This window comes from Brevibacillus nitrificans (genome assembly GCF_003710965.1).
Taxonomy (GTDB): Bacteria; Bacillota; Bacilli; order Brevibacillales; family Brevibacillaceae; genus Brevibacillus; species Brevibacillus centrosporus.
The window spans coordinates 299,580-326,174 of sequence record NZ_RHHU01000003.1 but is presented as its reverse complement, the minus strand read 5'-3'; the positions used below and the strand labels follow the sequence as shown (position 1 = coordinate 326,174).

At 49.5% G+C, this 26,595-nt stretch carries 24 protein-coding genes; 5 read left to right on the top strand and 19 right to left on the bottom strand.

Features of this window, described 5'->3' with window-relative positions; all coding sequences use genetic code 11:
- Positions 1–21 precede the first annotated feature (21 nt).
- From miaA to EDM59_RS03440, 10 genes are all read right to left on the bottom strand, one after another.
- Positions 22–981 (bottom strand): tRNA (adenosine(37)-N6)-dimethylallyltransferase MiaA, encoded by a 960-nt coding sequence (gene miaA / locus EDM59_RS03485; protein ID WP_122922340.1) that lies wholly within the window; start codon positions 979–981, stop codon positions 22–24.
- Positions 978–1,763 carry a class I SAM-dependent methyltransferase gene (locus tag EDM59_RS03480; protein ID WP_122922339.1) on the bottom strand — a complete coding sequence of 262 codons (786 nt, stop codon included), beginning with the start codon at positions 1,761–1,763 and terminating at the stop codon, positions 978–980. Before EDM59_RS03480 ends, miaA begins: the two co-directional genes overlap by 4 nt.
- Positions 1,764–1,938: 175 nt before the next feature.
- The gene (gene mutL / locus EDM59_RS03475) at positions 1,939–3,915 is read right to left on the bottom strand and encodes a DNA mismatch repair endonuclease MutL (protein WP_122922338.1); all 1,977 of its coding nucleotides are present in this window, start codon (positions 3,913–3,915) and stop codon (positions 1,939–1,941) included.
- Between the two features lie 24 nt (positions 3,916–3,939).
- Positions 3,940–6,531 carry a DNA mismatch repair protein MutS gene (gene mutS / locus EDM59_RS03470; RefSeq protein WP_122922337.1) on the bottom strand — a complete coding sequence of 864 codons (2,592 nt, stop codon included), beginning with the start codon at positions 6,529–6,531 and terminating at the stop codon, positions 3,940–3,942.
- A 77-nt stretch (positions 6,532–6,608) separates the two neighbouring features.
- Positions 6,609–7,877, bottom strand: a complete 1,269-nt coding sequence (locus tag EDM59_RS03465) for a putative amidoligase domain-containing protein (RefSeq protein WP_246010882.1) — start codon at positions 7,875–7,877, stop codon at positions 6,609–6,611.
- Positions 7,878–8,001: 124 nt separating this feature from the next.
- Positions 8,002–8,562, bottom strand: coding sequence for an outer spore coat protein CotE (cotE, locus tag EDM59_RS03460; protein ID WP_092266754.1), 561 nt, complete (start codon positions 8,560–8,562; stop codon positions 8,002–8,004).
- 115 nt (positions 8,563–8,677) lie between these two features.
- The gene (locus EDM59_RS03455; RefSeq protein ID WP_122922336.1) at positions 8,678–9,121 is read right to left on the bottom strand and encodes a YlbF/YmcA family competence regulator; all 444 of its coding nucleotides are present in this window, start codon (positions 9,119–9,121) and stop codon (positions 8,678–8,680) included.
- Between the two features lie 4 nt (positions 9,122–9,125).
- Positions 9,126–10,637, bottom strand: a complete 1,512-nt coding sequence (gene miaB, locus EDM59_RS03450; protein WP_092266752.1) for a tRNA (N6-isopentenyl adenosine(37)-C2)-methylthiotransferase MiaB — start codon at positions 10,635–10,637, stop codon at positions 9,126–9,128.
- 165 nt (positions 10,638–10,802) lie between these two features.
- Positions 10,803–10,976, bottom strand: coding sequence for a DUF2642 domain-containing protein (locus EDM59_RS30930; RefSeq protein ID WP_183192787.1), 174 nt, complete (start codon positions 10,974–10,976; stop codon positions 10,803–10,805).
- Positions 10,977–11,016: 40 nt separating this feature from the next.
- Positions 11,017–11,493 (bottom strand): NTTRR-F1 domain, encoded by a 477-nt coding sequence (locus tag EDM59_RS03440; protein ID WP_122922334.1) that lies wholly within the window; start codon positions 11,491–11,493, stop codon positions 11,017–11,019.
- 291 nt (positions 11,494–11,784) lie between these two features.
- On the opposite strand from EDM59_RS03440, the gene EDM59_RS03435 reads away from it, so the two are divergent.
- From EDM59_RS03435 to cbpB, 4 genes are all read left to right on the top strand, one after another.
- Positions 11,785–13,017, top strand: a complete 1,233-nt coding sequence (locus EDM59_RS03435; protein ID WP_122922333.1) for an S-layer homology domain-containing protein — start codon at positions 11,785–11,787, stop codon at positions 13,015–13,017.
- 234 nt (positions 13,018–13,251) lie between these two features.
- Positions 13,252–14,094 carry a lipoate--protein ligase family protein gene (locus tag EDM59_RS03430; protein ID WP_122922332.1) on the top strand — a complete coding sequence of 281 codons (843 nt, stop codon included), beginning with the start codon at positions 13,252–13,254 and terminating at the stop codon, positions 14,092–14,094.
- 52 nt (positions 14,095–14,146) lie between these two features.
- Entirely contained in the window at positions 14,147–15,289 is a 1,143-nt protein-coding gene (locus EDM59_RS03425) for an acyltransferase (RefSeq protein WP_122922331.1), read from the top strand.
- A gap of 217 nt (positions 15,290–15,506) precedes the next feature.
- Positions 15,507–15,983 carry a cyclic-di-AMP-binding protein CbpB gene (gene cbpB / locus EDM59_RS03420; RefSeq protein ID WP_122922330.1) on the top strand — a complete coding sequence of 159 codons (477 nt, stop codon included), beginning with the start codon at positions 15,507–15,509 and terminating at the stop codon, positions 15,981–15,983.
- Between the two features lie 60 nt (positions 15,984–16,043).
- On the opposite strand, the gene EDM59_RS03415 is transcribed toward cbpB, so the two are convergent.
- From EDM59_RS03415 to EDM59_RS03405, 3 genes are all read right to left on the bottom strand, one after another.
- Positions 16,044–17,123, bottom strand: coding sequence for a YheC/YheD family endospore coat-associated protein (locus tag EDM59_RS03415; RefSeq protein WP_122922329.1), 1,080 nt, complete (start codon positions 17,121–17,123; stop codon positions 16,044–16,046).
- Between the two features lie 174 nt (positions 17,124–17,297).
- Positions 17,298–17,858: a tRNA 5-(aminomethyl)-2-thiouridylate-methyltransferase MnmM gene (gene mnmM / locus EDM59_RS03410; protein ID WP_122922328.1), complete on the bottom strand. Its 561-nt coding sequence runs from the start codon at positions 17,856–17,858 to the stop codon at positions 17,298–17,300.
- A 36-nt stretch (positions 17,859–17,894) separates the two neighbouring features.
- Positions 17,895–18,644: an MBL fold metallo-hydrolase gene (locus EDM59_RS03405; protein WP_122922327.1), complete on the bottom strand. Its 750-nt coding sequence runs from the start codon at positions 18,642–18,644 to the stop codon at positions 17,895–17,897.
- A gap of 53 nt (positions 18,645–18,697) precedes the next feature.
- Here EDM59_RS03405 and EDM59_RS03400 point away from each other — a divergent pair, with 53 nt between their 5' ends.
- Complete coding sequence (locus tag EDM59_RS03400; protein ID WP_122922326.1) at positions 18,698–19,738, top strand: YkvI family membrane protein; 1,041 nt, start codon at positions 18,698–18,700, stop codon at positions 19,736–19,738.
- Between the two features lie 51 nt (positions 19,739–19,789).
- Here the strand turns inward: EDM59_RS03400 and EDM59_RS03395 are convergent, their stop codons facing one another.
- From EDM59_RS03395 to rny, 6 genes are all read right to left on the bottom strand, one after another.
- Complete coding sequence (locus tag EDM59_RS03395; protein WP_122922325.1) at positions 19,790–20,656, bottom strand: 2-oxoacid:ferredoxin oxidoreductase subunit beta; 867 nt, start codon at positions 20,654–20,656, stop codon at positions 19,790–19,792.
- Entirely contained in the window at positions 20,628–22,406 is a 1,779-nt protein-coding gene (locus EDM59_RS03390) for a 2-oxoacid:acceptor oxidoreductase subunit alpha (protein WP_122922324.1), read from the bottom strand. Before EDM59_RS03390 ends, EDM59_RS03395 begins: the two co-directional genes overlap by 29 nt.
- 182 nt (positions 22,407–22,588) lie before the next feature.
- Positions 22,589–23,527: a dipeptidase gene (locus tag EDM59_RS03385; RefSeq protein WP_122922323.1), complete on the bottom strand. Its 939-nt coding sequence runs from the start codon at positions 23,525–23,527 to the stop codon at positions 22,589–22,591.
- Between the two features lie 111 nt (positions 23,528–23,638).
- Positions 23,639–23,899 (bottom strand): stage V sporulation protein SpoVS, encoded by a 261-nt coding sequence (spoVS, locus tag EDM59_RS03380; protein ID WP_003385776.1) that lies wholly within the window; start codon positions 23,897–23,899, stop codon positions 23,639–23,641.
- A gap of 117 nt (positions 23,900–24,016) precedes the next feature.
- Positions 24,017–24,811: a TIGR00282 family metallophosphoesterase gene (locus EDM59_RS03375; protein WP_122922322.1), complete on the bottom strand. Its 795-nt coding sequence runs from the start codon at positions 24,809–24,811 to the stop codon at positions 24,017–24,019.
- 148 nt (positions 24,812–24,959) lie between these two features.
- On the bottom strand, positions 24,960–26,501 hold the full coding sequence (rny, locus tag EDM59_RS03370) for a ribonuclease Y (RefSeq protein ID WP_092266738.1): 1,542 nt from the start codon (positions 26,499–26,501) through the stop codon (positions 24,960–24,962).
- Between the last annotated feature and the right edge of the window lie 94 nt (positions 26,502–26,595).

Genomic DNA, 26,595 nt, shown 5'->3' with positions numbered 1-26,595 from the left:
CCCCCTAAAAGGACTTGTATGTTATATATTCGGCAATTGTTGAAACTTTCCTGCCAATATCTGCTTGATAGTTTGCACGTTGTTTGGCCTCTGCGCCGGGTCCGTCATATCAAACCACTGAATTTCAGACATGCGCCGGAACCAAGAAAGCTGCCGCTTTGCAAAATGTCGAGTTCGCTGCTTGATGTCATTTACCGCTTTTTCCAACGTAATTTCACCATACAAATACGGAACCAGCTCTTTGTATCCCAATCCTTGCATCGAGACAAGAGAAGCTTCGTATCCGCGATCGAGCAAGCCCCTGACCTCTTCAACCAGCCCTGCCTCGATCATCAGATCCACGCGATGGTTAATTCGTTGATAAAGGACTTCTCGATCCATCGTCAGGCCGATGAAGACTAAATCATACGGCGAGTGCTGCGCCCGCAATTGAAAATCGGACATTTTGTACCCGCTGCTCTCGTAGATTTCGAGAGCGCGAATTACTCGCTTGACGTCATTCGGATGAAGTCTCTGCGCAGTGATCGGGTCCACCTGTGCAAGCCTGGCATGAAGCGCTTCCACGCCTTCCGTGTCAGCCAGTCTTTGCAGGCGATCGCGAAACTCTGGATCCTGCGAGGTTTGTGAGAATTGAAAGCGATGGGTTACCGATTCTATGTACAGACCCGTTCCACCCACGATAAATGGCAAATGTCCGCGCTGATTGATCTCGGTGATCAATCGTGTGGCACTATCCTGAAATTGGGCAACAGAATATTCGTCACGCGGAGAAATAATATCGATCAAATGATGAGGCACGCGCGCCAGCTCATGTGGCGACGCTTTTGCTGTGCCGATATCCATTTCGCGGTAGACCTGCATGGAGTCACCGGAAATGATCTCTCCGTCAAACTGTTCGGCCAGCTCCAGACTGAGATCCGTTTTGCCAACGGCTGTCGGGCCAATAATGACAACAAGCTTTTCTCTCTTGTGCAAGGTCACTCCCCTCCACCTATCTCTTTGTAGCTGTACACGACCTGCTGGCCGCGTGAGCGAAATGGGGTAAAGCCAAACCGCTCGTACAATCGCCCTGTTTTGCCTTCCTTTACTACCACTCGTTTTTTGGCTACACGCAGCGCTTCGGAGATCGCCTCCTCACGCAGCATCTCCGCGTTCGCGTACTCGCGAATCCCGGCAATTCCCGTGGAGCTGTGGACTGTCATCTCAAACATCGGGTCGAAATAAACGACATCAAACGAGCCATCGGGCAGTCCCTTCAGAACATCCAGATGGTTTCCACATTGAACTTCAATGCGTCGCATCGCTTCTTCCAAGGCCCGATCGTCAGACGACCAGTGCTGGAAACCATCTTCTACTAAGATGGCCAGAACCCGCTCTGACTCGATGCCCACGACTTGTCCCTCCACACCCGTAGCATGTGCAAATACAATGGCATCAGCTCCCAGACCCAAGGTGGCATCTAGGACACGGTCGCCTGGTTGAATTTGGCAAGCAGCAAGCATAGTATCAGTATCGCCTCGCACCAGCCGCTTTATACGAAAAGCAGAAGTGTTCGGATGAAAAAAGAATGGCTTTTTCCCCGGCACTTCCAGACGCGCACCTAGCGCCGACACGACAAGAACTTCATCGTCTCCACTACGTCTTCGCAGCTCGTTTAGCGATAAATCTCCACGCTTGGTAATCGTTAGGCCAAACCGCTCTGTCAGTTTTGCTGCATGGTGTAAAGTTTCCAAACAAGGCGCAAGTCCGGTGGTTACAATCATGTGTCGTTTCTACTCCTCAAATGTTCGTCCCAGGTGGACGGAAACTCTTTTATTGTACGCAGGATTAAATTGGAGAGTCAAACAAATTCTTTTCTAAACTGTCGGTTTCTCCGGTTTGAAAAATCCCCAGGATATGGGTCCTGAGGATCATAAAAAGGCTGATTTCCTTGCGATTTTACATGACCCGCTTGAACATTTTTTCCAGGTCATAGCCGGAGAAATGAATCACAATCGGGCGGCCATGCGGACATGTAAAAGGACTGCTCGTTTCCCGCAGCTGGTTCAAGAGACTTTCCATCTCTGCATGGGTCAAATAGCGGTTCGCTTTAATAGAAGCCTTGCAAGACATGAGGATCGCTGCTTTTTCCCGCATTTGCACGACATTTGCCTGCATGCTCTCCCCTGTTTCGAGGACGAACTGAATCAGCTCCTCGATCACTTCTATCTCTGCGCCCTCGGGGAACCAATGCGGGTGTGCTCTCACGATATACGTGCGTCCGCCAAAAGACTCCATTTCCAAGCCAAACGATTGCAGGAGTGGCAGCCTTTTTTCCAGCTTGTTCGCTTCTGCTGTCGTTACCTCCACTGTGTGGGGAAACAGCATGATCTGGCTGGAGATGCCTTCCTCTTCCAGCTTGGCCATAAAGTATTCGTAAAATATCCTCTCCTGCGCCGCGTGCTGATCGATCAAGTACATCCCTTCGTCGTTTTGCGCAACGATGTAAGTCCCGTGGACCTGCCCGACCGGATATAGCAGAGGTACTGCCGATTCCTCGCTGTCCATGCTTTCCCTTTTCGTCAGCCCTCCGTTTTGTCCTTCCCTCTCTACAAGAGGGGCGGGAGCTAGGTTTGTTACGGGAGGTGACGAGGGCTGCTCCGATTTTCCTTCCCACAGTGTATCTTGTTCTACTCGTTGCTCGTTGTTTTCATAGCTTGCCGGCGCTTCCTTTATCGCGGCTGTCTGACCTGCTACAGGCGGCACTTCTGGCAAACGTTCTCGCTGCTGGTTTTGCTTTGCCATCCACTCCTGCAAGCGCGGGCTTGCTTCCAAAGTGGGTGAAAGCGATACGGCTGGCTTTGGCAGCTGTAGGTCAAACTGAGGCTGGACAACCTGTGTGACTACCTTGGCTTTTGGAGCCGTTACCATCGGTCTGACGATTCCAAGTCCTTGGCGCAAGGTTCCTTTCACAGACTGCTCGATCGCCAGGCACAGCTCGTCTTCCTTGCTGAAACGCGCCTCTAGTTTTGCAGGATGCACATTGACATCCACGAGGGTAGGGTCCATCTCGATCTGGAGTGCGACGATGGGAAACCTGCCAATTGGCAAAAGCGTATGGTAGCCACGCATAATCGCGTTGTTCAATGCGAAGCTGCGAACGTATCTACCATTCACAAGTGTAGACAGGTACGAACGATTCGCCCGTGTCACTTCCGTTTTGGAGACAAAGCCGCTCCAGCGAAAATCGAGCGTTTCCCCCGAGACGGGCAACAGCAGCTTGGCGACCTGTACCCCGTAGATCGCGGCCATCACATGCAAAAGCTTGCCATCGCCAGATGTTTGCAGCAAGCTCTTGCCATTATGAGTCAAAGTAAAAGCGATCTGCGGATGGGTCAATGCGAGGCGATTGACGTAGTCGGAAATATGCCCGACTTCTGTCGCGATCGACTTCATGTACTTCAGGCGCGCAGGTGTATTGAAAAACAGGCTGCGTACACAAATCTCCGTTCCTTTTACTGCCGCCACATCGGTAAGCTCACCGAGATGCCCCCCCTCATTGATCACGCGTGTTCCGACCTGACTGCTGGAGAGGCTGCTGGTGAGCTCCATGCGGGATACTGCCGCGATACTGGGCAAAGCCTCCCCGCGAAAACCGAGCGTACGGATCCGAAACAAGTCGCGTGCAGACTGGATTTTGCTTGTCGCATGGCGTTCAAATGCGAGACGGCAATCCTCCCGATCCATTCCCTGACCATTATCGACGATGCGGATCAACTCCAGCCCGCCTTCCTCGACATGGACCTCGATGGTTGTCGCCTGCGCATCAATCGCATTCTCAACCAATTCCTTTACGACGGAAGCTGGACGCTCTACTACCTCGCCAGCTGCGATCATGTTCGCCAGATGTTCATCCAGCACTTGAATTTTTCCCATGGGCTCCTCCCTTCTGCCTGTTTCCTATCCTTTTTTCAGCTGTTGCTTCCAAGCAAACAGCTTCAGCATGGCGTCCATCGGGGTTGTCTGATTCAGGTCCAGCTCACGAAGATCTGCCAGGATCGCTTCTTCTTCTGCAGAAAGCAGGGGTGTCGGCTCTTCCTTGACTACCGCAGCTGGTACAGGTGCAGGTGCTGTCCAGAGCATGTCCAACGACATTTGCATATCCGCTGCCGCTACACTTGTACTGCCAGCTTCCAATCCCGTGAGAATACTCCGCGCCCGCTCGATGACCCAAACAGGCATCTGGGCCAGCTCTGCCACATGAATCCCGTAGCTTTTATCGGCTCGACCTTCCTCAATTTTATGCAGGAACAGAAGCTTGCCATCTCGTTCCTCGCAGCGAGCGTGCACGTTTACGACCCCGCTCATGGTCTCTTCCAGACTCGTCAATTCGTGATAATGCGTGGAAAACAGCGTTTTTGCCCCGATCTTTTGGCAGATGTACTCAATCACTGCTTGCGCCAGCGCCATACCATCGTAGGTAGAAGTGCCGCGACCGATCTCATCGAGCAATATCAGACTTTGGGACGTCGCCTTTTGCAGAGCATGCTTCGTCTCCAGCATTTCGACCATGAACGTACTGTGTCCGCCTGCCAGATCATCAGCAGCGCCAATGCGGGTAAAGATCTGATCTACGAGTGCCAGCTTGGCTGACTTGGCTGGTACGAAGCAACCGACCTGCGCCATCACCGTAATCAGCGCAATTTGCCGCATGTACGTGCTCTTCCCCGCCATATTGGGACCTGTAATCAAAAGAACCTGCCGCTGCTGCTGATCCATTCGCGCGTCATTGGCAACGTACTTCTCCCGCTCCAGCACGGCTTCAACAACGGGATGTCGTCCTTCGGTAATGACGTACTCACCCGTCTCCGTCAGCTCGGGACGCACATAACCACGCTCGTCACTGACAGTGGCAAATGACTGCAGAACATCGACGGAGGCGATTCGTTCAGCCAGCCCTTGCAAGCGCGGAATGTGCTGCGCCACCTCGGAGCGAACCGCGGAAAACAATTGATATTCGAGCTCGATCATCTTTTCTTCCGCTTCGAGAATCAATGCCTCTCGTTCTTTCAGCTCAGGTGTGATATACCGCTCCGCATTTGCCAGCGTCTGCTTACGCTCATAGCGTCCCGCAGGAACATTGGCAATGTTGGATTTGGAAACTTCGATGTAGTACCCAAAGACTTTGTTAAAGCCCACCTTCAAGGAACGAATTCCAGTCGCTTCGCGCTCCCCTTGTTCCAGCTGAGCGATCCACGTTTTCCCGTCTCGACTTGCCGAATGCAGCTTGTCCAAGTATTCATCGTAGCCGGTCCGGATCATCCCACCTTCACGTACGGAAATGGGGGGATCATCGACCAACGCATTTTGCAGGAATTGAACGATATCTGTACAATCATCCATTCCAGCTGCCAAATCCGCAAGCACCGGTGACTTCGTTTCGTTCAATAGAAGCTTCAGCTCTGGTACAGCTTCGAGTGAATAACGTAGCTGAATGAGGTCGCGGGCATTGGCGTTTCCATAGGAAATGCGTCCTGCCAGCCGCTCCAGATCATATACCCGGTCCAGGCAGCTACGAACGTCGGAGCGAAGCAGCAAATCGCCTTTCAAAGCTTCCACTGCGTCCAGTCGAGCCTGCAGCTCGTTCGCACGAAGGAGGGGCCGCTCGATCCATCTACGCAAAAGCCGGCCTCCCATCGCCGTCTCCGTTCGATCCAGCAGCCAAAGCAACGATCCTTTTTTGGACTTGTCCCGGATGGTTTCGGTCAGCTCCAGATTGCGCCGAGAAAAGCCGTCCATCTGCAAGTACTGTCTGGCATCGTAGCGTTTGATCAGACGCATGTGAGCAAGACTGCGTTTTTGCGTCGTGCCTATGTAACCTAGCAGGGCGTTGACTGCTGTACGCATCACGACGTCAAGCTCTTTTGCCTGCTCCTGGTACTGGACATCTACCGCAAAGGCATCGATCTCGTTTCTATCCAGCACAGTATGGGGCAAGGCTGTCTTCGGAATCGTAGACAGGCCGCAAAAAACAAGTTCTTTTGGGCGATACTGCAGCGCTTCGTCGATCACGGACTCGCCATGACCCACTAGCGACGTCACATACATCTCTCCCGTACTCATATCGCACGCTGCGATTCCCGTACGCCCGTCCAGCTCTGCGACAGCGGCCATGTAGTTGTTTTCCTTCTCCGTCAGCCACTTGCCCTCCATCATCGTTCCAGGCGTGACCACACGAGTCACTTCTCGTCTGACCACGCCCTTTGCTTCCCTCGGGTCCTCTACTTGTTCGCAAACCGCAATCTTATAGCCCTTTTTCAGCAGCTCGGCAATATAGGTGTCGGCCGCATGATGAGGTACGCCACACATCGGAATGCGCTCCGTACCGCCGCCTTCACGACCCGTAAGTGTAATCTCCAGCTCGCGGGAAGCCAAAACAGCATCATCAAAGAACAGTTCGTAAAAGTCGCCTAAGCGGAAAAATAAGAAAGTATCCGGATAATCTTTTTTGATCGCCAGATACTGTTGAATCATCGGTGTATATGCAGTCATTTTTTTCTTCTCCTAGCTACCAATCTCGTCTGCTATTATATCATGTTTTCAAGCCAATGTTGAACTGTGTCAGGCAGCTAGACAAACCCCCATGATTTGCGCAAGTCTTCCGTTGCCGGCCAGAATTCTGTAGAGAGCAGATACGTAAAATAGCGATCCAAATGGGTGCGGGAAAGCGTGTAGCCGGGCAGCGCTTTTAGCTCCTTCCAAATTTTTAGCACGTACTCAATCAGGTAGTTTTTCTCTCCGCGATAGTATGCTTTAATGACTGGCAGCTGAAGATGTGGAGCTGCCTTCAGCTCATGCTGGCACGTCACGACCAAATGCGCCAGATGCAGCAATCCTCTGGTCACATCCGGGTGCACCAGCCAGCTTGGCAATGTACGATACTCAAAGCCGTATTCTTTCTCCCGAACATCTCCCAGAAAACCGTATCGCTTCCTCCGTTGACGACATCCGCTGTCCTCGATCAGAACCAGCGGAATCGCTAGATAAGCGTCGAGCTTTCGGCGCAGGGAAAAGGTCGGAGTCAGACCGCCAAAGTGAATATGTCCTCCAATTGGATAACCTGGAAAAGGCATTCCTCCTGCTAGCCATTCAAGATGTCGATTGCTTATTTTTTTGCCAGCCAGCTTTAAAGCATCGTGCACATGGAAGAACAGCTCATCGGGATCTTCTGATGGCGCAGGCCGCAGCTCTGCCACCGGATGCTGATGCATGGCGAGCTCTTCCCTGTATCTTGTCGTATCACAGCCGACGATTCCGTTTACCTTTAAATAGTCGGAGGCAAGCGCCATACCGCCGTCAGTCTTGCGCAAAGCAAATTCGGGGTCAGCCCCCATTGCCGAGAGCTCTTGGGGCTGCGCTGCCATTTTTGAATCCCACCACTGCTTCGCTTTCTCAACGAATAGATCCACGGATTTCAATGGCCAATCCGGGTCTACGCGGACGACTTTCGCACGATGAGCCGATGCTGCCATGATCGTCACTTGACCAGCATCAATTCCTGCAGCATACAGACTTCGCGCAGCCATACTCTTTACGAGATTGATCTCGGAATCTGCCGAGGGGAGAACGACTGTTTCCAGCTCGGGATCAGCAAGCTTTTGCAACAACCAGTGCGGACTCTCCGAACTGCGGACCATATCCAGCACATGCTCCTGATACAGGCTGACCTGATAGGTGCGCCAGCCAGGCAGAGAGCTTTTTCCTGATGTTACGGGAATCCCTCCCAGACGCAGCAGCCATCGCCCTACTTCCGGACGCTTCAAGAATTCGACGGCTTCCTTGGCATTCGCTGTCATCTGTGGCAGCACTTGTTCTCCCTGATGTTTGCGTGCAGGCATGCCATCCACTCCCCCTCGTTCATCTGCATTATCCTATGTATGCGCCCAGAAAAGAGTGAGTCCCGAAGCTATCTTACGTTTCTTCCTATAGAAAAAGAAAAAAGAGGAGATAAGGATCTCCTCTTTAGTCAAGCTCATCGAGCAATGTGGCGGAATCAAAGTCATCGAATTCGTCGCTGTTTTCTTCGTAGTCACCAAGTACATGGAAGTCTTTTTCATCGCAGTTATTGCAGACAACAACGCAGACTTTCGTTTCACCAATGATCTCTACCGCAAACTCGCTTTCAACCTTGACTGTGATCGTTCCTCCAGGACTCAACTCTGCTTTTACGCACTTCGGTTGTTCCACGGCTCGAGCGACGATTTCAAGATCGCCTCTGCAGTTTTTGTCGAAGAACGTTAGCGGAACGAGTACGGAGAACTTGACAGTTTCCCGCTTGACTTCGGTTTGCGTGTTATTTGCAAACGAGAACCACAGGTTGACATCATACGTACCAGATACTTCAACCGCGTCTCCGACTTTCTCTGCCTGGAAGTTCGTGTTTATAATCCAGCATCCGAGGATCGTCGAAGGAGTTTGCGACGGTATGATGGTGTGGGTGGTAGTAGAGAATTTATGGCCTTTACCGCAGACAGCTTTCGCGATGAGTTCCCGGCACTGTAGATCTTTGTCTGTACCCGACATTTCGTTACCTCCTCCATACAACGTTTCTGTACATTTGTATGCAGGGCATTCGGCTAGGGTGCAAACACCCACCTTATTTTAGAGAAAGTCGTTGGAAAGCTCATCGCCGTTCGGATTAGGAGCAGCAGCCGCCATCGTGTTTTTTCTCAGGACCTCCGCCGGTTTCTCCCGTCAGCGGATTGCCGCCGGTATCCAAAATGATTCGCTCAGAGACCGTGTTTGTGATCACGTTGGTTACCATTTGCAGCAAGTCGTTTACATCCACTTGCGATTGCTTGAACTCGGTGACGATCGGAATCGAATCGAGCTCATCCTGCATCGCATTGAACTCTTCTTCCACCTTTTTCACCAGCTCAGGCTTGTTGATGGACTCAAACATCACCATTTGCTTCTGCTTTTGCTTCAAGGAATCGATCAGCTCTTGTACGCGCTCATTGTGCTTGATTTGCAATTCTGCTCGTTTGAAAAAGTCTACTTCATTTGTACGTGAGATCATCGCTGCCAGTTCACGTGCTTTGTCTAAAATTTCTTTTTGTGTATATACGTTGGTTTGTTCCATCTCTTTACACCTCGACTGTAGTAACGATTTCTCCGTGGAGTGTCCACGTTTTCGCATCTGTAATTTTTACATGCACATATTGACCAATCAAAGAATGATCGCCTTTGAAGTGCACCAGCTTATTAGTGCGTGTGCGTCCAGCCAATACCTCGGCATTGGTTTTTGACTCGCCCTCAACCAGTACCTCCAGCACTTGGTCCTGCAGCTTTTTATTTTGCTCCAGACCGATTTTCGCCAGTACCTCGTTTAGACGGTACAGGCGGGCTTTTTTCACTTCCATCGGTACGTTGTCCTCCATGACCGCAGCAGGAGTGCCTTCCCGTGGAGAGTAAATGAAGGTATACGCAAAATCGTAGCGGACCTCTTCTACCATAGAAATGGTCTCTTCGAATTGCTCATCGGTTTCTCCCGGGAAGCCAACGATGATATCCGACGAAAGGGATACATTCGGGATAGCCGCTTTGATTTTGCGCACGAGCTCCAGGTAGTGTTCGCGCGTGTACTTGCGAGCCATCCGTTTCAGAACCTCACTCGAGCCGGATTGTACTGGCAAGTGAATCTGCTCAACCAGATTGCCGCCTTTTGCCAATACCTCGATCAAATGATCGTCGAAATCTCTCGGGTGGCTTGTGGTAAAACGGATACGCGGGATATCAATCTTGCGGATTTCGTCCAGGAGATCGCCGAAACCGTATTGGATATCTTCGAAGTCCTTTCCGTACGCGTTCACATTTTGCCCCAGCAGCATGATTTCCTTAAAGCCTTGTCGTGCCAGATCCCGCACTTCTGCGATGACGTCTTCGGGACGGCGGCTGCGCTCTTTCCCGCGAGTGTACGGTACAATACAGTACGTACAGAACTTATCGCAGCCGTACATGATGTTGACCCATGCCTTCGTGTTGCCTTCTCGGATTTTTGGCATGTTTTCGACGATATCGCCTTCTTTGGACCATACCTCGATCACCATTTCCTTGCTGAACATGGCATCGCGCATGAGCTCAGGCAGGCGATGGATATTGTGTGTCCCGAAGATCAGGTCGACTTGCTGGTAGCTCTTGAGGATTTTGTTTACGACCTTCTCTTCTTGCGACATACAGCCGCATACGCCGAGAATGAGGTTCGGGTTGTTGTTCTTCAGGCGCTTCATGTGCCCCAGCTCGCCGAATACCTTGTCCTCCGCATTTTCCCGGATCGCACAGGTATTGAACAGAATGACATCGGCATTTTCGATTTCCTCGGAAGCCGTGTAGCCCATCTGCTCCAAAATTCCGGAGATCGTCTCGGAATCGTGCTCGTTCATTTGGCAGCCATAGGTGCGCACATGATAGCTCTTGCCTTTCCCGATTTCCCGCATGTCTTCCGCGATCGTAAAGTCGTAGTGTACCTGAATTTCTTCCTTCCCCCGCTGCTTAGCATCCTTTAAGGAAGGGGCTTGAAAGAATTTTGCAAAGTCTGCCGTGGTCTTCGGAGACTTAGCGGATTTTAAGTCCCCAGTCGCCTCTTTCGTATCCTTCATGATGTATCACCTCAACTAGAATAATTGTCAGTAGTCACCAATACAGAATTATAGCATTTTGGGCGATACATCGCTAATGCTGAATGAGGCGAAATCGAAACAATGGCCTTTTCAATCAAAAGCCATGCAAAGAGCAGCAAAAAAGAGCACTGGGCAAGTGCTCTTTTAGTGAAAAGTAAAACTAATGACGGTCCCGAAGACGATGTGCACTTCGGAAAACGTATCTTTTGTGACGGTGATGTACCCCGTATTTACTCCCGACAGCTCTCCCGTGATTTCTCCATTCATCGTGAAGACTGTAATGTTTTCTCCGATGTGCTTCGTCAGCAGTTGATACAATGGGGAGCCTGGAAATGGAAGCTGATTGTTGGGGGAAATGCTATTTCCCCCCTCGCCCAAGCGAGTATAGCCCGATGTCATCGACCAAAACAGGAGAGCTTTGATCCTGCGGCACTTTATGAATAAAGACCAGTGCATAGGCAGCACTGGCTGGGGCAATGGTTGTGCTTTCTACAATGGTCTTCCATGCGCCAGTCTGGCTTTCGGGCTGGTTCAAAGTTCGCATACTCAACGCGAAGCCCAGCGCTACCGTCTTCTGTGATGCATCGAGAAACAGCAAAAAAATGGACATCATGGGTGCACGTAAAGAGCTCGACTTTGCCAAAGAAATCACGAATTGGTACGAGGCATTGGGAGCAATCGGGACCACTTGCTGAATGTAGGCATTCGTCATCCCTCCCGCCAGCTCCGCGCTAAAAAAGCCCGTCTGCACATAACTACGATTGATGGCTGCGTTATACGTCATCCAAGAGGCAAACGTACCCGTCTCGAAGCCTGGGTTGCCAATCAGATTCATCTTATGTCTGCTTCCTCCTCCTTCACCCAACCAATAAACCTGCTTGTTTTATCTTATGCCAGCCAAATAGAGCTCGTCTGTACGTTTGCTAGTGGCGATTTCTCCATTTTGCTCCGAAAGACCTTGCAGGACCATTCTTCTAGGAAGCACCTCCTGTTTTCCAGCCACTCCTCAAAGACTTTTTACCCATTTTTTCAAAAAAACTTTTTATCTCTTGCAACATTCCCTCCCCACCCTGCGTCAGAATAACAGCCAGACGCAAAATCACAATTCAATATGAGGAGGTTCAACATGAAAAGAGCACTAGCCCTATTTTTATCGGTGATGATGTTCTTGACTGTCGTTCCCTTTGTGAGTGCAGCTAACTCCTCTTTTTCCGATGTCCCGCGCAGTCACTGGGCATACAAGGAAATTACGGAGATGGCTGAAAAAGGGATTATCGCCGGGTACGACGACCGAACATTCCGTCCAAACAACAAGGTAACTCGTGCGGAGTTTGCAAAAATCATGATTGCCGCTGCGGATGTTGACATTGACAAGCGCTCCATTTCGCAGACCTTTAAGGATGTTCCGAAATCCCACTGGGCGTTCTACTATGTAGAGTACGCCAAGCCTTATCTGACTGGATACAAGTCCGGATCCACTTACACGTACAAACCAAATGACGCTGCCGTTCGTGAAGATATCGCTGTCGCTCTGGTTCGACTGCTTGGCTACGACAAAAAATACAAAGCGGATCTGAACCAGCTGAAAAAGTTCCGCGATGATGACGATATTTCTCCAGCCCTGCGCAACTACATCGCCATCGCCATTCAGACCAACCTGATGCAAGGTTCCAACAACTACTTCCGTCCGCAAGATCCGATTACCCGTGCGGAAGCGGCATCCCTGCTCTACCGTGCTCTGATCGATCGCGAAGACGACGATGAAGTCAAGGTGGTTTTCCCTACACCAGAGGAACCAAAGCCGACGCCAATTAGCATCACAGATGATTTCTCTGACACCAGCATGAAAAAATGGGATACTGACAATGCAAAAGGTACATGGGGTGTTATCAACAAACAGCTAACAGCCATTACGACGGATAAAAATCTCGATCACTTCTTCCTCCCTGTCAAATGGGAGGAGTCGAACAAAGTGACCCATTACGAACTTACAGCAGACGTCAACGTCTCCGGTACACAAGGATTGGGCGGCCTGTTCTTTAACGGCAAAGACGGCAAAGCAAACGTCGTCTTCGTGCAAAAAGATCGTGTCGTTCTTGGCAAAGTCAACGATGTGAACAATGACAACATCGATTGGATCGCTTCTGGCTCTTACAAACTGAAGTCGAGCAACCGATTGAAGGTGGTTGTGAACGGATCTTCTGTTTCGATTTACATGAACGGACAATTCCTATTCGGACAGCAGCAGGTAAACCAGGAAGGCACGAAGATCGGCCTGTACCTGCAGCGCGTCGCAACGAAGGATACTCCAAGCAAACTGACGTACCTCGATAACTTCTCTTTTAAAGAAGTGAAGTAATTTCATGACTGCCCCGCCCGACACTACAGCTTGCTGGTGTCGGGCATTTTTTCACCATGAATCATGTCGCAGCATGCTGCAGTTACTCCGAAGCTCGTCCGATCTTTGCCGATTTTTTACATAATCTTTACAGAAGACATCTTTTACCACGATAAAAAAAGGGCATCAAAACCTAGAAATGTACTCCGTTCAGTTGTATAATGGTAGCTATTCTTGTTCGATGAGGGGTTTCTTATGTCCATTTCTGTCAATCAGCCGTTTCACTGGATGGATTCCGGGACTTATCAGGAAAGTCCACTTGAACCGCTAGTTCGAGATGAAGCGTTGGCTGCGAGTTTGCGCGACCCGAACGCATCTGGTGTCATTCACCTTTGGGTATACGATCAAGCGCTGTATCTGGGGCGTCGAGACGCGAAATTACCGCATCTGGAGAAGGCATTGCGCCACTTTGGCCACGAAGGCTTTGGCTGTGTGCTGCGCTCTTCTGGAGGGGCCTGCGTGCCATTGGATGCAGGTGTACTGAATGTTGCCTGTTTATTGCCGGATACGACGATCTCGATTGATTCGTTCTTTTCTTTCGTCGCCCAGCTTCTGCAAGTGGGACTGCGCGATTATGGAACCCTTCAATTTGGCGAAGTAGCCGGCTCTTATTGTGCGGGGGAATACGATTTCTCACTCAAAGGAAAAAAAATTGGTGGCATGGCCCAGCGTCGGACGCGGTTTGGCTCGATTCTGCAGCTTTGCATTAATGTAGATGAAAGACCACGTGGCGAATGGATGGAACGTTTTTATCAAATTGCTGGATTAGACGAAATGGAGAACCACAAGCCCATTCCACGCATCGATGGGTCGACGGTAGGCAGCATCGCTGGTTTGACAGAGAAGCTCGTATCCGTGGAAGATGTGAAGGCACGCCTGCTTTCCACGATTCGTACGGAGTGGCCAGTAACCCCTACTCCGTTTACTTTGCAAAACGATCTGCATCAGGATGCCCATGCGCATCTCTCGCAGCGTTTGCATTTGTTTTCGTATACAGCAAAAGAACTGACTGCATCAGATTGGGTGTTGCCAAAATAATGGCTCGATTCTACTGATTTTCGATGCTTTCGGTGAGAATACTGGAGGTCATATGAATACCAATCGAAAGGGGACGTTTCAGGATCTGAATGCCCTTTTTGTTTTCGGGGCATGTACGGTTTTGATCATTCACATCCTTGGATTTTTCGTTGAAAATCAAACCGATTACCCTTGGAATGGTGACATTGAAGCGATATCCTTGATTTTATTGCGCTTTGGGCGATCCTTGTTTATCTTTGCAACAGGGATGCTCCTGTTTTATTGGCACCAAAAAAAGCAAATGGACTGGGCAGCCTTTTGGCGAAAGCGCTGGCGTGTCATCGTTCTGCCTTACCTCATTTGGACAGCGATTTTTACCGGCTTTCAGCTGCAGACGATAAATCCCGTTGAATTGGCGGGGCCGTTCTTTCACAGCTTGTTTACAGGCAGTTCCTTTTACCACCTGTACTATATTCCGCTGTATTTGCAGCTAAACCTGCTGTTTTTCTTGACGAAGCCATGGATAGAACGCTATTTATCCTTAAAAATGCTCGGCGTGCTGTTCCTGGGACAAATCGGTCTTTACATGCTGTATCAGGCCCTCTTTGTCGATTCCCTGTGGGCGATTGACTGGTCCGCCAACGCATTTCTCGGACTGATCCAGCACAGCTATGTTGCCGGGCAAAACTACTTCTACATGTACATCTTTACGTTTGCACTCGGCGCTTATGCGGGTCTGCATCTGGAGGAATGGCGTGCCTGGACTACCCGCCTACGCTTGGTTGCCTACGTCGCAACCATCGGATCGGGTGCGGTGATCATGGCACAGTATTTAAACGGCTCCAAGAGCTATGCAGAGAGTCTCAATATCTTTAATCCTCTGTACTTGATCTACACCGTGAGCTTCTTGGTTGCCTTTTACTCGCTTTCCCGCTATCTTGGGTCCTTGCCTACTCTGGGAGCGTGGCTATCCCGCTTAGCAAAGCAAAATATGGCAATCTACATTGTCCATCCCTTGATCCTGTTCTTGCTGGAGAGCTATGTAATATTCCGTCTGGATTGGTCGACTCCGATTCTGATGCTGGCGATGTTCGTCATTACACCGCCCTTGTGCATCTTTTTGTACGAGCACACACTGATCTCTCACTGGACACGTGGAGGAAGACCGAAGCCAAAATCCAAGGCCATCTACCGGGTGGAAGCTCACAAAGCGTAGAGCGAGCCCCTTTCCTTCAAACTCCTAATGTAAAAAGGCAAGTGATCTTGCATACTACTAATAGGGACAATTGTTCCACACCTCGATTCATTACCCGGCAAAACTGCCGGGCTTTTTCTTTTTTCAGCCCTACCACTGGCAAGCTGCTTACGGTATCATAGAAGAGAACCACTGGCAGCGTTACTGCCATAGACGAAAGAAGAGGTGGTGGATCCAGATGAACCAGGATATCCCATTGTTACATACACCCATTAAAGATCTCATCATTGCTTCCACAAAAGTCGCTCACGTACAATTGGGCAACTCTCTTGAGCATGCCTTGCTCGTGCTCATCAAGTCAGGCTATTCCGCTATTCCCGTATTGGATCTCCAGTATCGTTTGCACGGCTTAATCAGCACAAACATGATCATGAATAAAGCACTAGGTTTAGAACGGTTTGAAACGGAAAAAATGTCCGAACATACGGTAGATGAAGTCATGGAAACCAAGATCGCCCGGTTGAAGTACACGGATGATTTTCTAAAGGCTTTGGAGGTCTCCATTAATCACCCGTTTATCTGCATTGAAGATGATGAGCACTATTTCCAAGGTATCCTTACACGGAAATCGATCTTGGCACTCGCTTATCGCCATTTCCGCAACCTGCCCTTTACGACGCTGGCCGACCAACAGCCGACCTCTCCTGCAGAATAACAGCAAAAAGAACGGATGCATTTGCTCCCGTTCTTTTTTTACTTCCTGTTTCAGTTTTCATCAAGCAAGCTGCTGCTTTGCTTTCTTCCCTTCCTGGATCAAGGTGTGTGCGTATTCCATCGGGTGCCGGTACGTCCTCTTGAACATGCCCTTCTCCCCCGCTTTGTAAAAGGAGTAACGCTGATCTCTGACGTTTACCTCGATCAGAAACGGATTCCCTTTGTCATCAATCCCCATATCCATGCCTAAGTCCGCCAGAGAGGGAAAATGCTGGCCGTACTGTCTGGCAATCTCGATAGCGGCCTCCGTGATGCGCTCCATCGTCTCTAGCTGTTCATCTGCGGTAAATGTCGCTGCGATCGCGGTGGTTAGTGGAACAGCCCTGCCTCCACGAGAAAGGTTGCTCAGCTTGTTTTTCTGATTGGCAACCTTTGCGACCATTCCGCTAACCGTCCATTCCCGCTCTCCATTTTTCTGGACCGATACCCGAATGTCAAAGGTCTTTCCTTCATATCTCGCCAAATGAATGCCTTGCTGAATGAGAAATCGCCTTCCTGCCACCCATTTGCGGACCGTGCGCAATAGCTTTGGCAACGCCATCGTGCTTCTTTTCTTCGAGGCAATAAAATGATACTCGCTGCCGTGCTTTTCAATCCGCGCCACACCGATCCCTACTGAACCGATGGACGGCTTTACATAAACAATTCGGTATTTCTCCAGAAACAGACGGAGCTGCTCCGCCGAGTAAGGTACGGTGTGGGGTAAATATTTGCGGATGCTCGGATTTTTCCACAGCATTTGATGAACCTTGCGTTTATCCCGCACAACCAGGCCATTAAAAACGGTCTTCTTTCGACTTAACCGCTGAATCACTGCCCGTGCGCGGCCATCGCCAGTTAGGACTCGATTGTGAATGACACGTGGGATCTGAACCAGACGGGGGACTAGCCGATTCCCATTCCAAAAATAGCCATGCACTTTTTCATCTCCAGCCAGTACGTGAAACGGATGAAAGAAGACTGGTTCCATGTCCAGTTCTTTTCCGATTTCGACATAATAAGGCAAACGCTCGTATGACTTGTCTCCTTTGATTCCTTTCTGCATGATGCCCCAATCCAACATAATGCCGATTCTCTTCACATAGATCCCCCTTGCTGCGTTCCTCAACATAAGGTATGTGCCTTGAACCTTTGGGGCGTGCCTATTTTTCACGCGACGATCCTTCGTTGGCATCGCTGCTTCTGACAGAATTCTTGGTTCTCTTGATTTCTCTGTCGCAATCTGCGCTTGCCCGGGAAAAGAGCCTAACTTTTCCTATTCTCCCCTACGCTCAACCGCGAGCAAGAAAGGCGCCTGATTCTGTTGGTTTATGTACTGGTATTTCAACACCAAATAGTCCATCTGACTCAGCATTTGACAAAAGGATTCAACTGCGTCTTTTTCCACCTGTCCTGCGGAGTGTCCCCAATAGATCATGACCGTCATGATGCCACCGGGACGCAGCAGCTTCAGACCAGATTCGATCGCCCGAATCGTACTGGCCGCTTGCGTCGTGATTTCCTTATCCCCACCTGGCAAATATCCCAGATTGAACATGATGGCTCCTACCCGCTCTTGCAAAGACTGAATCTCTTCGTGACTGACAAGCCGCATTTCTACGCGATCAGCCACTCCCTCGCGAACCAGGCGCTCTTTCGTCTTTTCCATCGCCAACGGCTGAATATCAAAAGCGATGACTCTGCCGCTTTCTTGGACAAGCTGGGCGAGAAACAGCGTGTCATTGCCGTTTCCCATCGTTGCATCAATGACCGTTTCTCCTGCGCGAACCCTCTCTTTTATTAACGCTCGCGCTACCTCCAATACATTTGGAAACATCTTGGCATTCTCCTTACTATGTGGTTTCCGCTTGAACTACAAATGAATTTGCAACCCGATCTCGGCAACATGGCAAGTCCCTGCTGTATAGCCTGCCGCTTGACGGCGGACCTCTGCGGGATCATACCCATGGTAGAGATGAGTGAGCAAGAGCGAACCGCAGCCGTGACTTTCTGCTACCTCCGCTGCCTGGCGTACGGATAAATGTCCGTTCGGTTTTTGCGGCAAATTGTGATCCAAATAGGTACCTTCCCCTATAAACAAATTCGCTTCGTCAAGAAACGATCCCCACTGCGTGCCAGGACCACTATCTGCCCCATAGACAAGAGCCTTTCCCCCACTCTCCAGACGCATTGCATAGCAAGGGTCTCCGTCGCCATGATCGGTTCGCAAAAATCGCACGTGAAGATCTCCCAGCGTCACAGTTGCTTGCTCGTCAATGGGCTGAAATGCTGTGGCTGCCCGGTATGTCAGCGACTGTACATTTTCGACAGGCGCATTCGGTGCGTAGATAGGCAAAGGCTTTTGCGGGTCTCTTTCTCCAAACAGCTGATGAACCATCAATCCATATTGAAGGACACCCAAATCGGCAACATGGTCGTGATGATAATGAGAGAGGAACAACGCATCCAGCTCATAGATCGGGTAATGCTTCCCGAGATTGGCCAGCACGCCGCTTCCGCAGTCAAGCAGAATTCGCAGCTGGTCGGTTTCAACGAGGTACCCAGGAGTAGCCCCTCCAGGTCCGGGATAAGGAGATTGATAACCCAAGACAGTAACGCGCATATTCGGATCACTCCTATTCATAGGATGGAATAAGGTGGGACAGGAGGTCTGAGATGCAAGGATCATGGAGAACCGCATGGCAGATCGCTTTTACGTACATCGGGACCGTCGTGGGAGCCGGTTTTGCCTCTGGCAGGGAAATTGTAGAATTCTTTGTTCAATATGGAACACAAGGCCTGGTTGGAATCTTGCTCGCGACCGCCCTTTTCATATGGGCTGGTATACGTGTGATGTTGATTTCCTACCGAATTCAGGCCAATTCCTACCAGGATGTGAGTACGTATTTATTTGGGCATCCATTTGGAACGGTCTTTAACAGCTTGCTTTTAACCGTATTGTTTGGAACGACCTCTGTCATGCTTGCCGCGACAGGAGCGATCTTCTGGGAATCGTTTCAGCTTCCTTCGCAGGTCGGCATCTGGATCAGTATGCTGATGATTTTCTTCGTCACCCGCAAAGGGCTTTTTGCCATTCATCGAGTAAACAGTATTTTCGTACCGACGCTGATTGCTTTCACCCTTCTCGTATTTCTTTACACGAAACCATGGGCAGACCCAATCATGATCGCAGAATCGACTCGGCCATTTGCCTGGTTAAGCTCTCCCTTTTATTATGTTGCCTTAAACGTAACACTTACACAAGCAGTACTTGTGCCGATTGGACGTCAAAGTTCAAGTGAGAAGCCGCTAGTGGCAGGGGGAATCATTGGGGGGCTTGGAATTGGCCTTTTGCTCATCCTCGCTTTTGCTTCCTTATCAGCGAGAATGCCGGGCATACAACACGCGGAAATGCCGATGATTGCCTTGCTGCAAGGTGTAGGGCGCGGCATTCCTCTACTCTTTTCCTTGCTAGTATACGCGGAAATATTCTCTACTCTCGTGGCCAACGTCTTCGGTCTGTCAGAGCAGCTTCGACTTGTGACTCGTCTGCGAGGACCTACTATTCTTCTAGGAATTCTCGTGATCAGCTATTTGATCAGCTTCGTTGGCTTCAGTTCTCTCCTGCGATTCCTCTATCCGCTTTTTGGACAGCTCGTCGTCTTTTTCCTCGTGATGCTCTTTTACCGACAATGGCGTGGCAAAACACTTCCTTAATAAAAAAACAAAAAAACCTCTCCCGGAAAGGAGAGGTTTTTCATCGAAACCTTATGCAAATTCTGCAACCAGTTTCGCGAAATCTTCTTCAGACAAGCGAATGTCTTGGTTTACCAAGCCTTCTTCTTTGAATCCTTTTACGAGGGACTCATACGATTTTTGCTCAGTGTTTTGGTAGATCAGACCAGTGATCAGACCTTTGTATTGCATAGAAGTGGACATTGCTTTGATTCGGTCATGAGGATCGTAGCCTTCGATTGTATCTACTGGTACGATGTTCTCTTTGAACCAATCGTAGGTGTTCACTTTGTTGTAAGTTACACAAGGGCTGAATACGTTGATCAGGGAGAAGCCTTCGTGTTGGATACCTTTTTCGATCAGCTCAGTCAAGCCTTTCAAATCGCTGGAGAACGATTGAGCAACGAAGGTTGCACCAACGGACAGCGCCAGTTCAACTGGAGAAATGGAAGACTCGATGGAACCGCCTGGTGTAGACTTGGTCACGAAACCAGTCGCAGAACGCGGAGAGGTTTGACCTTTTGTCAGACCATAGATTTGGTTATCCATTACGATGTACGTGATGTTCATGTTACGACGGATAGCATGTACAGTGTGACCCATACCGATTGCGAAACCGTCACCGTCGCCACCTGCAGCCAGTACAGTCAGCTCACGGTTCGCCATTTTCACACCTTGTGCGATTGGCAAGGAACGTCCGTGAATACCGTGGAGACCATAGCAGTTGATGTATCCGGAAATACGACCGGAACAACCGATACCAGAGATAAGTGCCAGATTTTCAGGCTCCAAGCCTACATTCGCTGCAGCACGTTGAATCGCTGCTTGAATGGAGAAGTCACCACAGCCTGGGCACCAGTTTGGCTTAACGTTATTTCGAAACTCTTTCATAGTCGCCATGTTTTACCAGCTCCTTCACTTCAGCATAAATTTCTTTTGGCAAGAACGGATTTCCGTCATATTTCAGCACGGATTCGATCTTCTCTGCGTTGCCTACGTGCTGTTTGAGAAGGTTTGTAACTTGTCCTTGGATGTTGTGTTCAACGACAACAACCTTTTTCGCTTTTGCTACAAGTGCTGCCATTTCCTCCGTTGGGAATGGGTGCAACAGGCGAATTTGGGCATGGTTAACCTTCACACCCTCTTGCTCCAAGCGAACTTTTGCTTCTTGGATTGTACCGATTGTGGAGTTGATACCAACAACCAGAACATCAGCATCTGCATGAGGTGCGTCAGCAGTTACAGCGTTTTTAAAGTTTTTCAGCACGCCATCCAGTTTGCGCATGCGTTTTTCCATTTGCGCTTTACGGTTAGCTGCGTTCTCGGAAGGACGACCCGTTTGGTCATGCTCTACACCGGTAACGTGGTGCAAACCGTATTTTTGGCCAGGAATAACACGAGGAGAAACGCCGTCTTCGGTTACTTCATAACGTTTGAACAGGTCGTTTTGCTCTTTCTCAGGCAATTCTTGTCCAGCGAGCAGTTTACCGCGGCGGATTTCCACTTGATTGTAGTCGAAAGGTACAACGGTTTGTTTACCCAAGGACAGAGTCAAGTCAGTTACCACGATAACTGGGAGTTGATATTCTTCAGCCAGGTTGAAAGCTTCAACAGTATCATAGAAGCATTCTTCCACTGTGCTAGGAGCGATTACGACTTTCGGAATGTCACCATGAGTACCATAGATCATTGCGTTAACGTCGGATTGCTCGATTTTGGTTGGCATACCAGTAGATGGACCACCACGTTGCGTATCTACGATAACAACTGGAGTCTCGGTAATACCAGCCAGACCGATTGCTTCCATCATCAGGGACAGACCAGGACCAGCAGATGCAGTCAAGGAACGTGCACCAGCGAAGTTAGCACCGATTGCCATGGTTATCGCAGCGATTTCGTCTTCTGTTTGGATAACAGTACCGCCCAATTTAGGCAGCTTTTTAATGAGATATTCCATTACTTCGGAAGCAGGAGTAATTGGGTAAGCAGGCATGAAACGGCATCCTGCAGCTACTGCACCGAGAGCGATCGCATCGTTACCGATCAGGAACAATTGTTTTTGTGGATCTGCTTTATCGAGTTGGAACTCAGGCAGTTGACCACCTGTTAATTCGCTTACATACTCGAAACCGCGGCGAATAGCGTCCATGTTCTTCTCAACCACTTTTTCGCCTTTGCGGAGGAACATATCTTCAACGATGACGCGGTAGCTTTCTACTGGGATACCCAGGATTGCGCTGGAAGCACCGATCGACACCATGTTTTTCATCAGGGAAGTTCCCAGTTCGTCTGCAATTTCAGTAAGTGGTACGGTCAAGAAGCGAACTTCCTTCAAACCGTCTGGCAATTTTGGATTGAATTTGGCATCCGCGATGATGATGCCGCCTTCGCGCAGCTCGTGCGCATTGAAATCGATCGTCTCCTGGTCGAAAGCTACGAGGATGTCCAGATCGTCGGAAATCGCGCGCATAGGCGTAGTGCTCACGCGGATTTTGTTGTTCGTGTGTCCACCCTTAATACGGGAAGAGAAGTGACGATAGCTGTACAGATGGTAACCCATCCGGTTCATCGCCATCGAGAAGATCTCACCAGTACTCTCGATGCCCTCCCCTTGCTGTCCTCCAACTTTCCAAGAAAGTTGACTAATCATTCAGATTCCACCCTTTCAGTGACTGTGAGAAAAGCTGCCCATCTTACATAAGATGTGACAATTTTGTGCATAGACAGTAGTAATTGTAGTCCTGTCCATGTGAAATTGCAAGTGCTTTTACTCAACTTACTTTTGACCTGAATTTTAATGTTGAACTTGGTTCATTAATATATCTTCATTTATCATTGTAGCACGTTTCCGAAAACACGCAACCAGTTTCCTTGCACAAATTTCATTACTTCTTCCTCTTTATAACGTTTTAGCAAAGCTTCTAGTAAAAGTGGATAATCACCCGCACATGTCAGGTCCCCGTATGTCTGCGAAATGCCGTCAAAATCAGAGCCAAACGCAACATGATCTACTCCACCGAGTGCACAAACGTGATCGAGGTGTCTCAAGATATCATCGATCCATACCTTTCGCTTCTCCTCTATCGTAAAGAAGTCAACGAATGTGAGACCCATGACACCATCCTTGGCGATCAAGGCTTTGATCTGTTCATCCGTCAGATTGCGAGGATGGTTGCAGAGCTGTCGTGAATTGGAATGTGACGCGATAACGGGTGCCTGCGATAGCTCCATGATATCCCAGAATCCGGGATCCGCGAGGTGGGATACATCGATGATCATTCCTAAGCGGTTCATCTCTGCCACTACTTGTCTCCCGAAGGCAGTTACGCCTCCTGGATTTGGTTCGCCGCTGCCATCCGCCACAGCATTGCCGTGATTCCACGTCAAAGTCATTCCGCGCACACCCAGGCGATACCACGTCCGCAGCTGAACGAGACTCTCTTCCAGCGCATGTGCTCCTTCTACAAACAGAATAGCCCCTTTACGTCCCTTTAATACGCAATCCTGCAAATCCGCCTTGGTGGTAATCATGCGAAACTGCTCACTTGCTACCCGCTCATAAAAAACATCAATCATTTCTAGTACGGTATGAAAGCGCCTTCCAAAAGGCACATGCGTCGGAACAAAACAGGCAAGCACCTGGATATCTACATTCCCTTTCTCGAGATCGGGAAAACCTACATGCAACTGCTTGTCTCCCTGATAATAATCAATCTGTGGATACTGCCATAGTTTCCCCAATACATCGCAGTGCGCATCAAAAATTTTCATCTTCGCTCTCTCCTTAGCATTGTGTCTGCAAGCCTGTATTGCTATGTAAACAAACGAAAAAACCTGTTCATTCGTCGAACAAACAGGCGGGCCAAACGGTGTTCAGTTTTGTTATCTGGGTTCTACGATAAGTTTGATTGCAGTACGTTCTTCTCCATCAATCACGATGTCGGTAAAGGCTGGAATACAAATGAGGTCAACTCCACTCGGCGCTACGAACCCTCGTGCGATAGCTACTGCCTTCACTGCTTGATTAAGCGCCCCAGCACCAATGGCTTGAATTTCAGCCGCCCCGCGTTCACGAAGAACGCCGGCAAGGGCACCAGCAACGGAATTGGGGTTAGACTTTGCTGAAACTTTTAATACTTCCATCCTTTTGAACCTCCCGTCTGATAGGAATCCTGTCATCATTAGAATGATATTCGCATAACCCCTAAAAATTCCTGCTAACTGTCATGAAAGATTCAAAAAATTCTAATCTTGTTCATATTATTCCATAAACGGATGGTCGGCGTCAATTCGGATTCGCTCCAATTTTTTCGCGTTACCTGTAGCTTTATCAAGTGTGATGATCACGGCGTTTAATTGCGCTGGATCTGGAGCTACTTCAAAGCGAACAGGGAGCTGCGTCAGGAACTTCTTAATGACTGCTTCTCTTTCCATCCCGAGAATACCGTTGCTGGGTCCACACATACCGACATCACACAGAAAACCGGTTCCCTGTGGCAAAACACGTTCGTCAGCGGTTTGAACGTGCGTATGCGTACCTACGACTGCACTGACTCTTCCATCCAGGTACCAAGCCATCGCTTGCTTCTCGGAGGTGACTTCTGCATGAAAGTCCACAAAAATGTATTTGGTGCGTTTTCTTGCTTGCTCCACCAGTTTGTCAGCCATTTTAAAAGGACAATCCAGTGGCGGCAGGAACGTCCTGCCCTGTAAGTTGATAACCGCCAGTTCTCCCTCTGATTGCTTTATATACGTAATTCCTTTACCAGGAGCGCCTTCCGGGAAGTTGGCTGGTCGAATCATTCGCGGCTCGTCATCGATAAAGTCGAAAATCTCTTTTTGATCCCATGTATGATTACCGAGCGTAATGGCATGAACGCCAAACTCGAACAGCTCTTTCGTAATCTTTTCCGTGATCCCTCTTCCATGCGCGGCGTTTTCTCCGTTTGCGACAATGAAAGTGGGCCGATATTTTCTTTTTAACAGGGGCAGGTAGTTCTTCACCATATCTCTGCCGGGCGAACCCATGATATCCCCGATAAACAATAACTTCATACTCAATCACCTCAATGCTAGTATACACAACCGCAGCGAGATTAGAAATTTCGCAAGTGCCGAGTCGTTTGGCACGATCACAAGTTTCTAGACCCTCTATGCCGGTTTTCATTCCTTAGAAAAAAAGTAAAGTGGCATAATCGCCACTTTACTTTGCATACTCAACTGCCCGTGTTTCACGGATTACCGTTACTTTGATGTGACCCGGATAGTCGAGTTCATTTTCGATTCGTTTCGTGATATCACGTGCCAAGCGTGTTGCTTCTGCATCATCAATCTTTTCAGGCTGAACCATTACGCGGATTTCGCGTCCTGCTTGAATCGCATAAGACTTCTCTACGCCATCGAACGACTCAGAGATCTCTTCCAGTTTCTCTAAACGTCTGATATAGGTTTCCAGTGTCTCACGACGAGCGCCTGGGCGAGCAGCAGACAATGCATCCGCAGCTCCTACCAACATCGCAATAACGGAGGTTGGCTCTGTATCGCCATGGTGCGATGCAATACTGTTCACAACCACTTGATGCTCATTGTACTTCTTGGCCAATTCCACACCGATTTCCACGTGGGAGCCTTCCACCTCATGGTCGATCGCTTTACCGATATCGTGAAGAAGACCTGCGCGTTTCGCCAGTTTAACGTCCTCTTTCAGCTCGGCTGCCATCAATCCAGCCAGGTGAGCCACTTCCATCGAGTGCTTCAGTACGTTTTGACCATAGCTCGTACGATAACGCAAGCGACCAAGGATCTTGATCAGATCTGGGTGCAAACCGTGTACGCCTGTTTCAAACGTTGCTTGTTCACCATACTCACGGATTCGCTCGTCCACTTCCCGACGCGCTTTCTCCACCATTTCCTCAATGCGGGCTGGGTGGATGCGTCCGTCAGCAACCAGCTTGTCCAGAGCCGTCTTCGCGATTTCCCGACGAATCGGATCAAAACCAGACAGGATCACAGCTTCCGGAGTATCGTCAATGATGAGGTCAATACCCGTCAACGTTTCCAGCGCACGAATGTTTCGTCCTTCACGACCGATGATCCGGCCCTTCATCTCATCGTTCGGCAGGGTCACGACAGATACAGTCGTCTCTGCAACATGATCAGCCGCACAACGCTGAATGGAGGTCGTAATGATTTCGCGAGCTTTCTTGTCCGCCTCTTCTTTGGCCTGTGTTTCAATCTCTTTGATCATCACGGCCATTTCATGGCGAACCGTATTTTCAACATCTGTCAGAATGATATTTTTCGCTTCATCCTGCGTCAGACCGGAAATACGTTCCAACTCAGAAACTTGTTCTTTATATAAGTGCTCTACCTTGCTTTGCAGTTCTGCGATGGCGCGGTCACGCTCAGAGAGTTCTTCTTCTTTGCGTTCCAGCTGTTCCATCTTGCGGTCCAACGATTCTTCTTTTTGCAGGATTCGACGTTCCTGACGTTGTATCTCGTTGCGCCGCTCGCGCAGTTCGGTTTCCGCTTCCGATCGAAGCTTGAAAACTTCGTCTTTCGCTTCGAGTACCTTTTCTTTCTTTACGGCTTCGGCGTCCCGTTTCGCTTCTTCTACGATCTGTCTAGCAGCTTCTTCCGCGCTAGAGATCTTCGCTTCCGCAATGGATTTGCGTGTGAAGTAGCCGGCACCCGCACCGATGAGCAGAGCGATGAGCACAATGACTACAGTTAGAATAGGATCCATAGGTTTTTCATTTCACCTCCTTATTGTAAGACATCTCCCCGCTTTCCAAGCATTCGTTTTTCATGGAGTGCCGCTGTCGTTTTGTTCAACTATC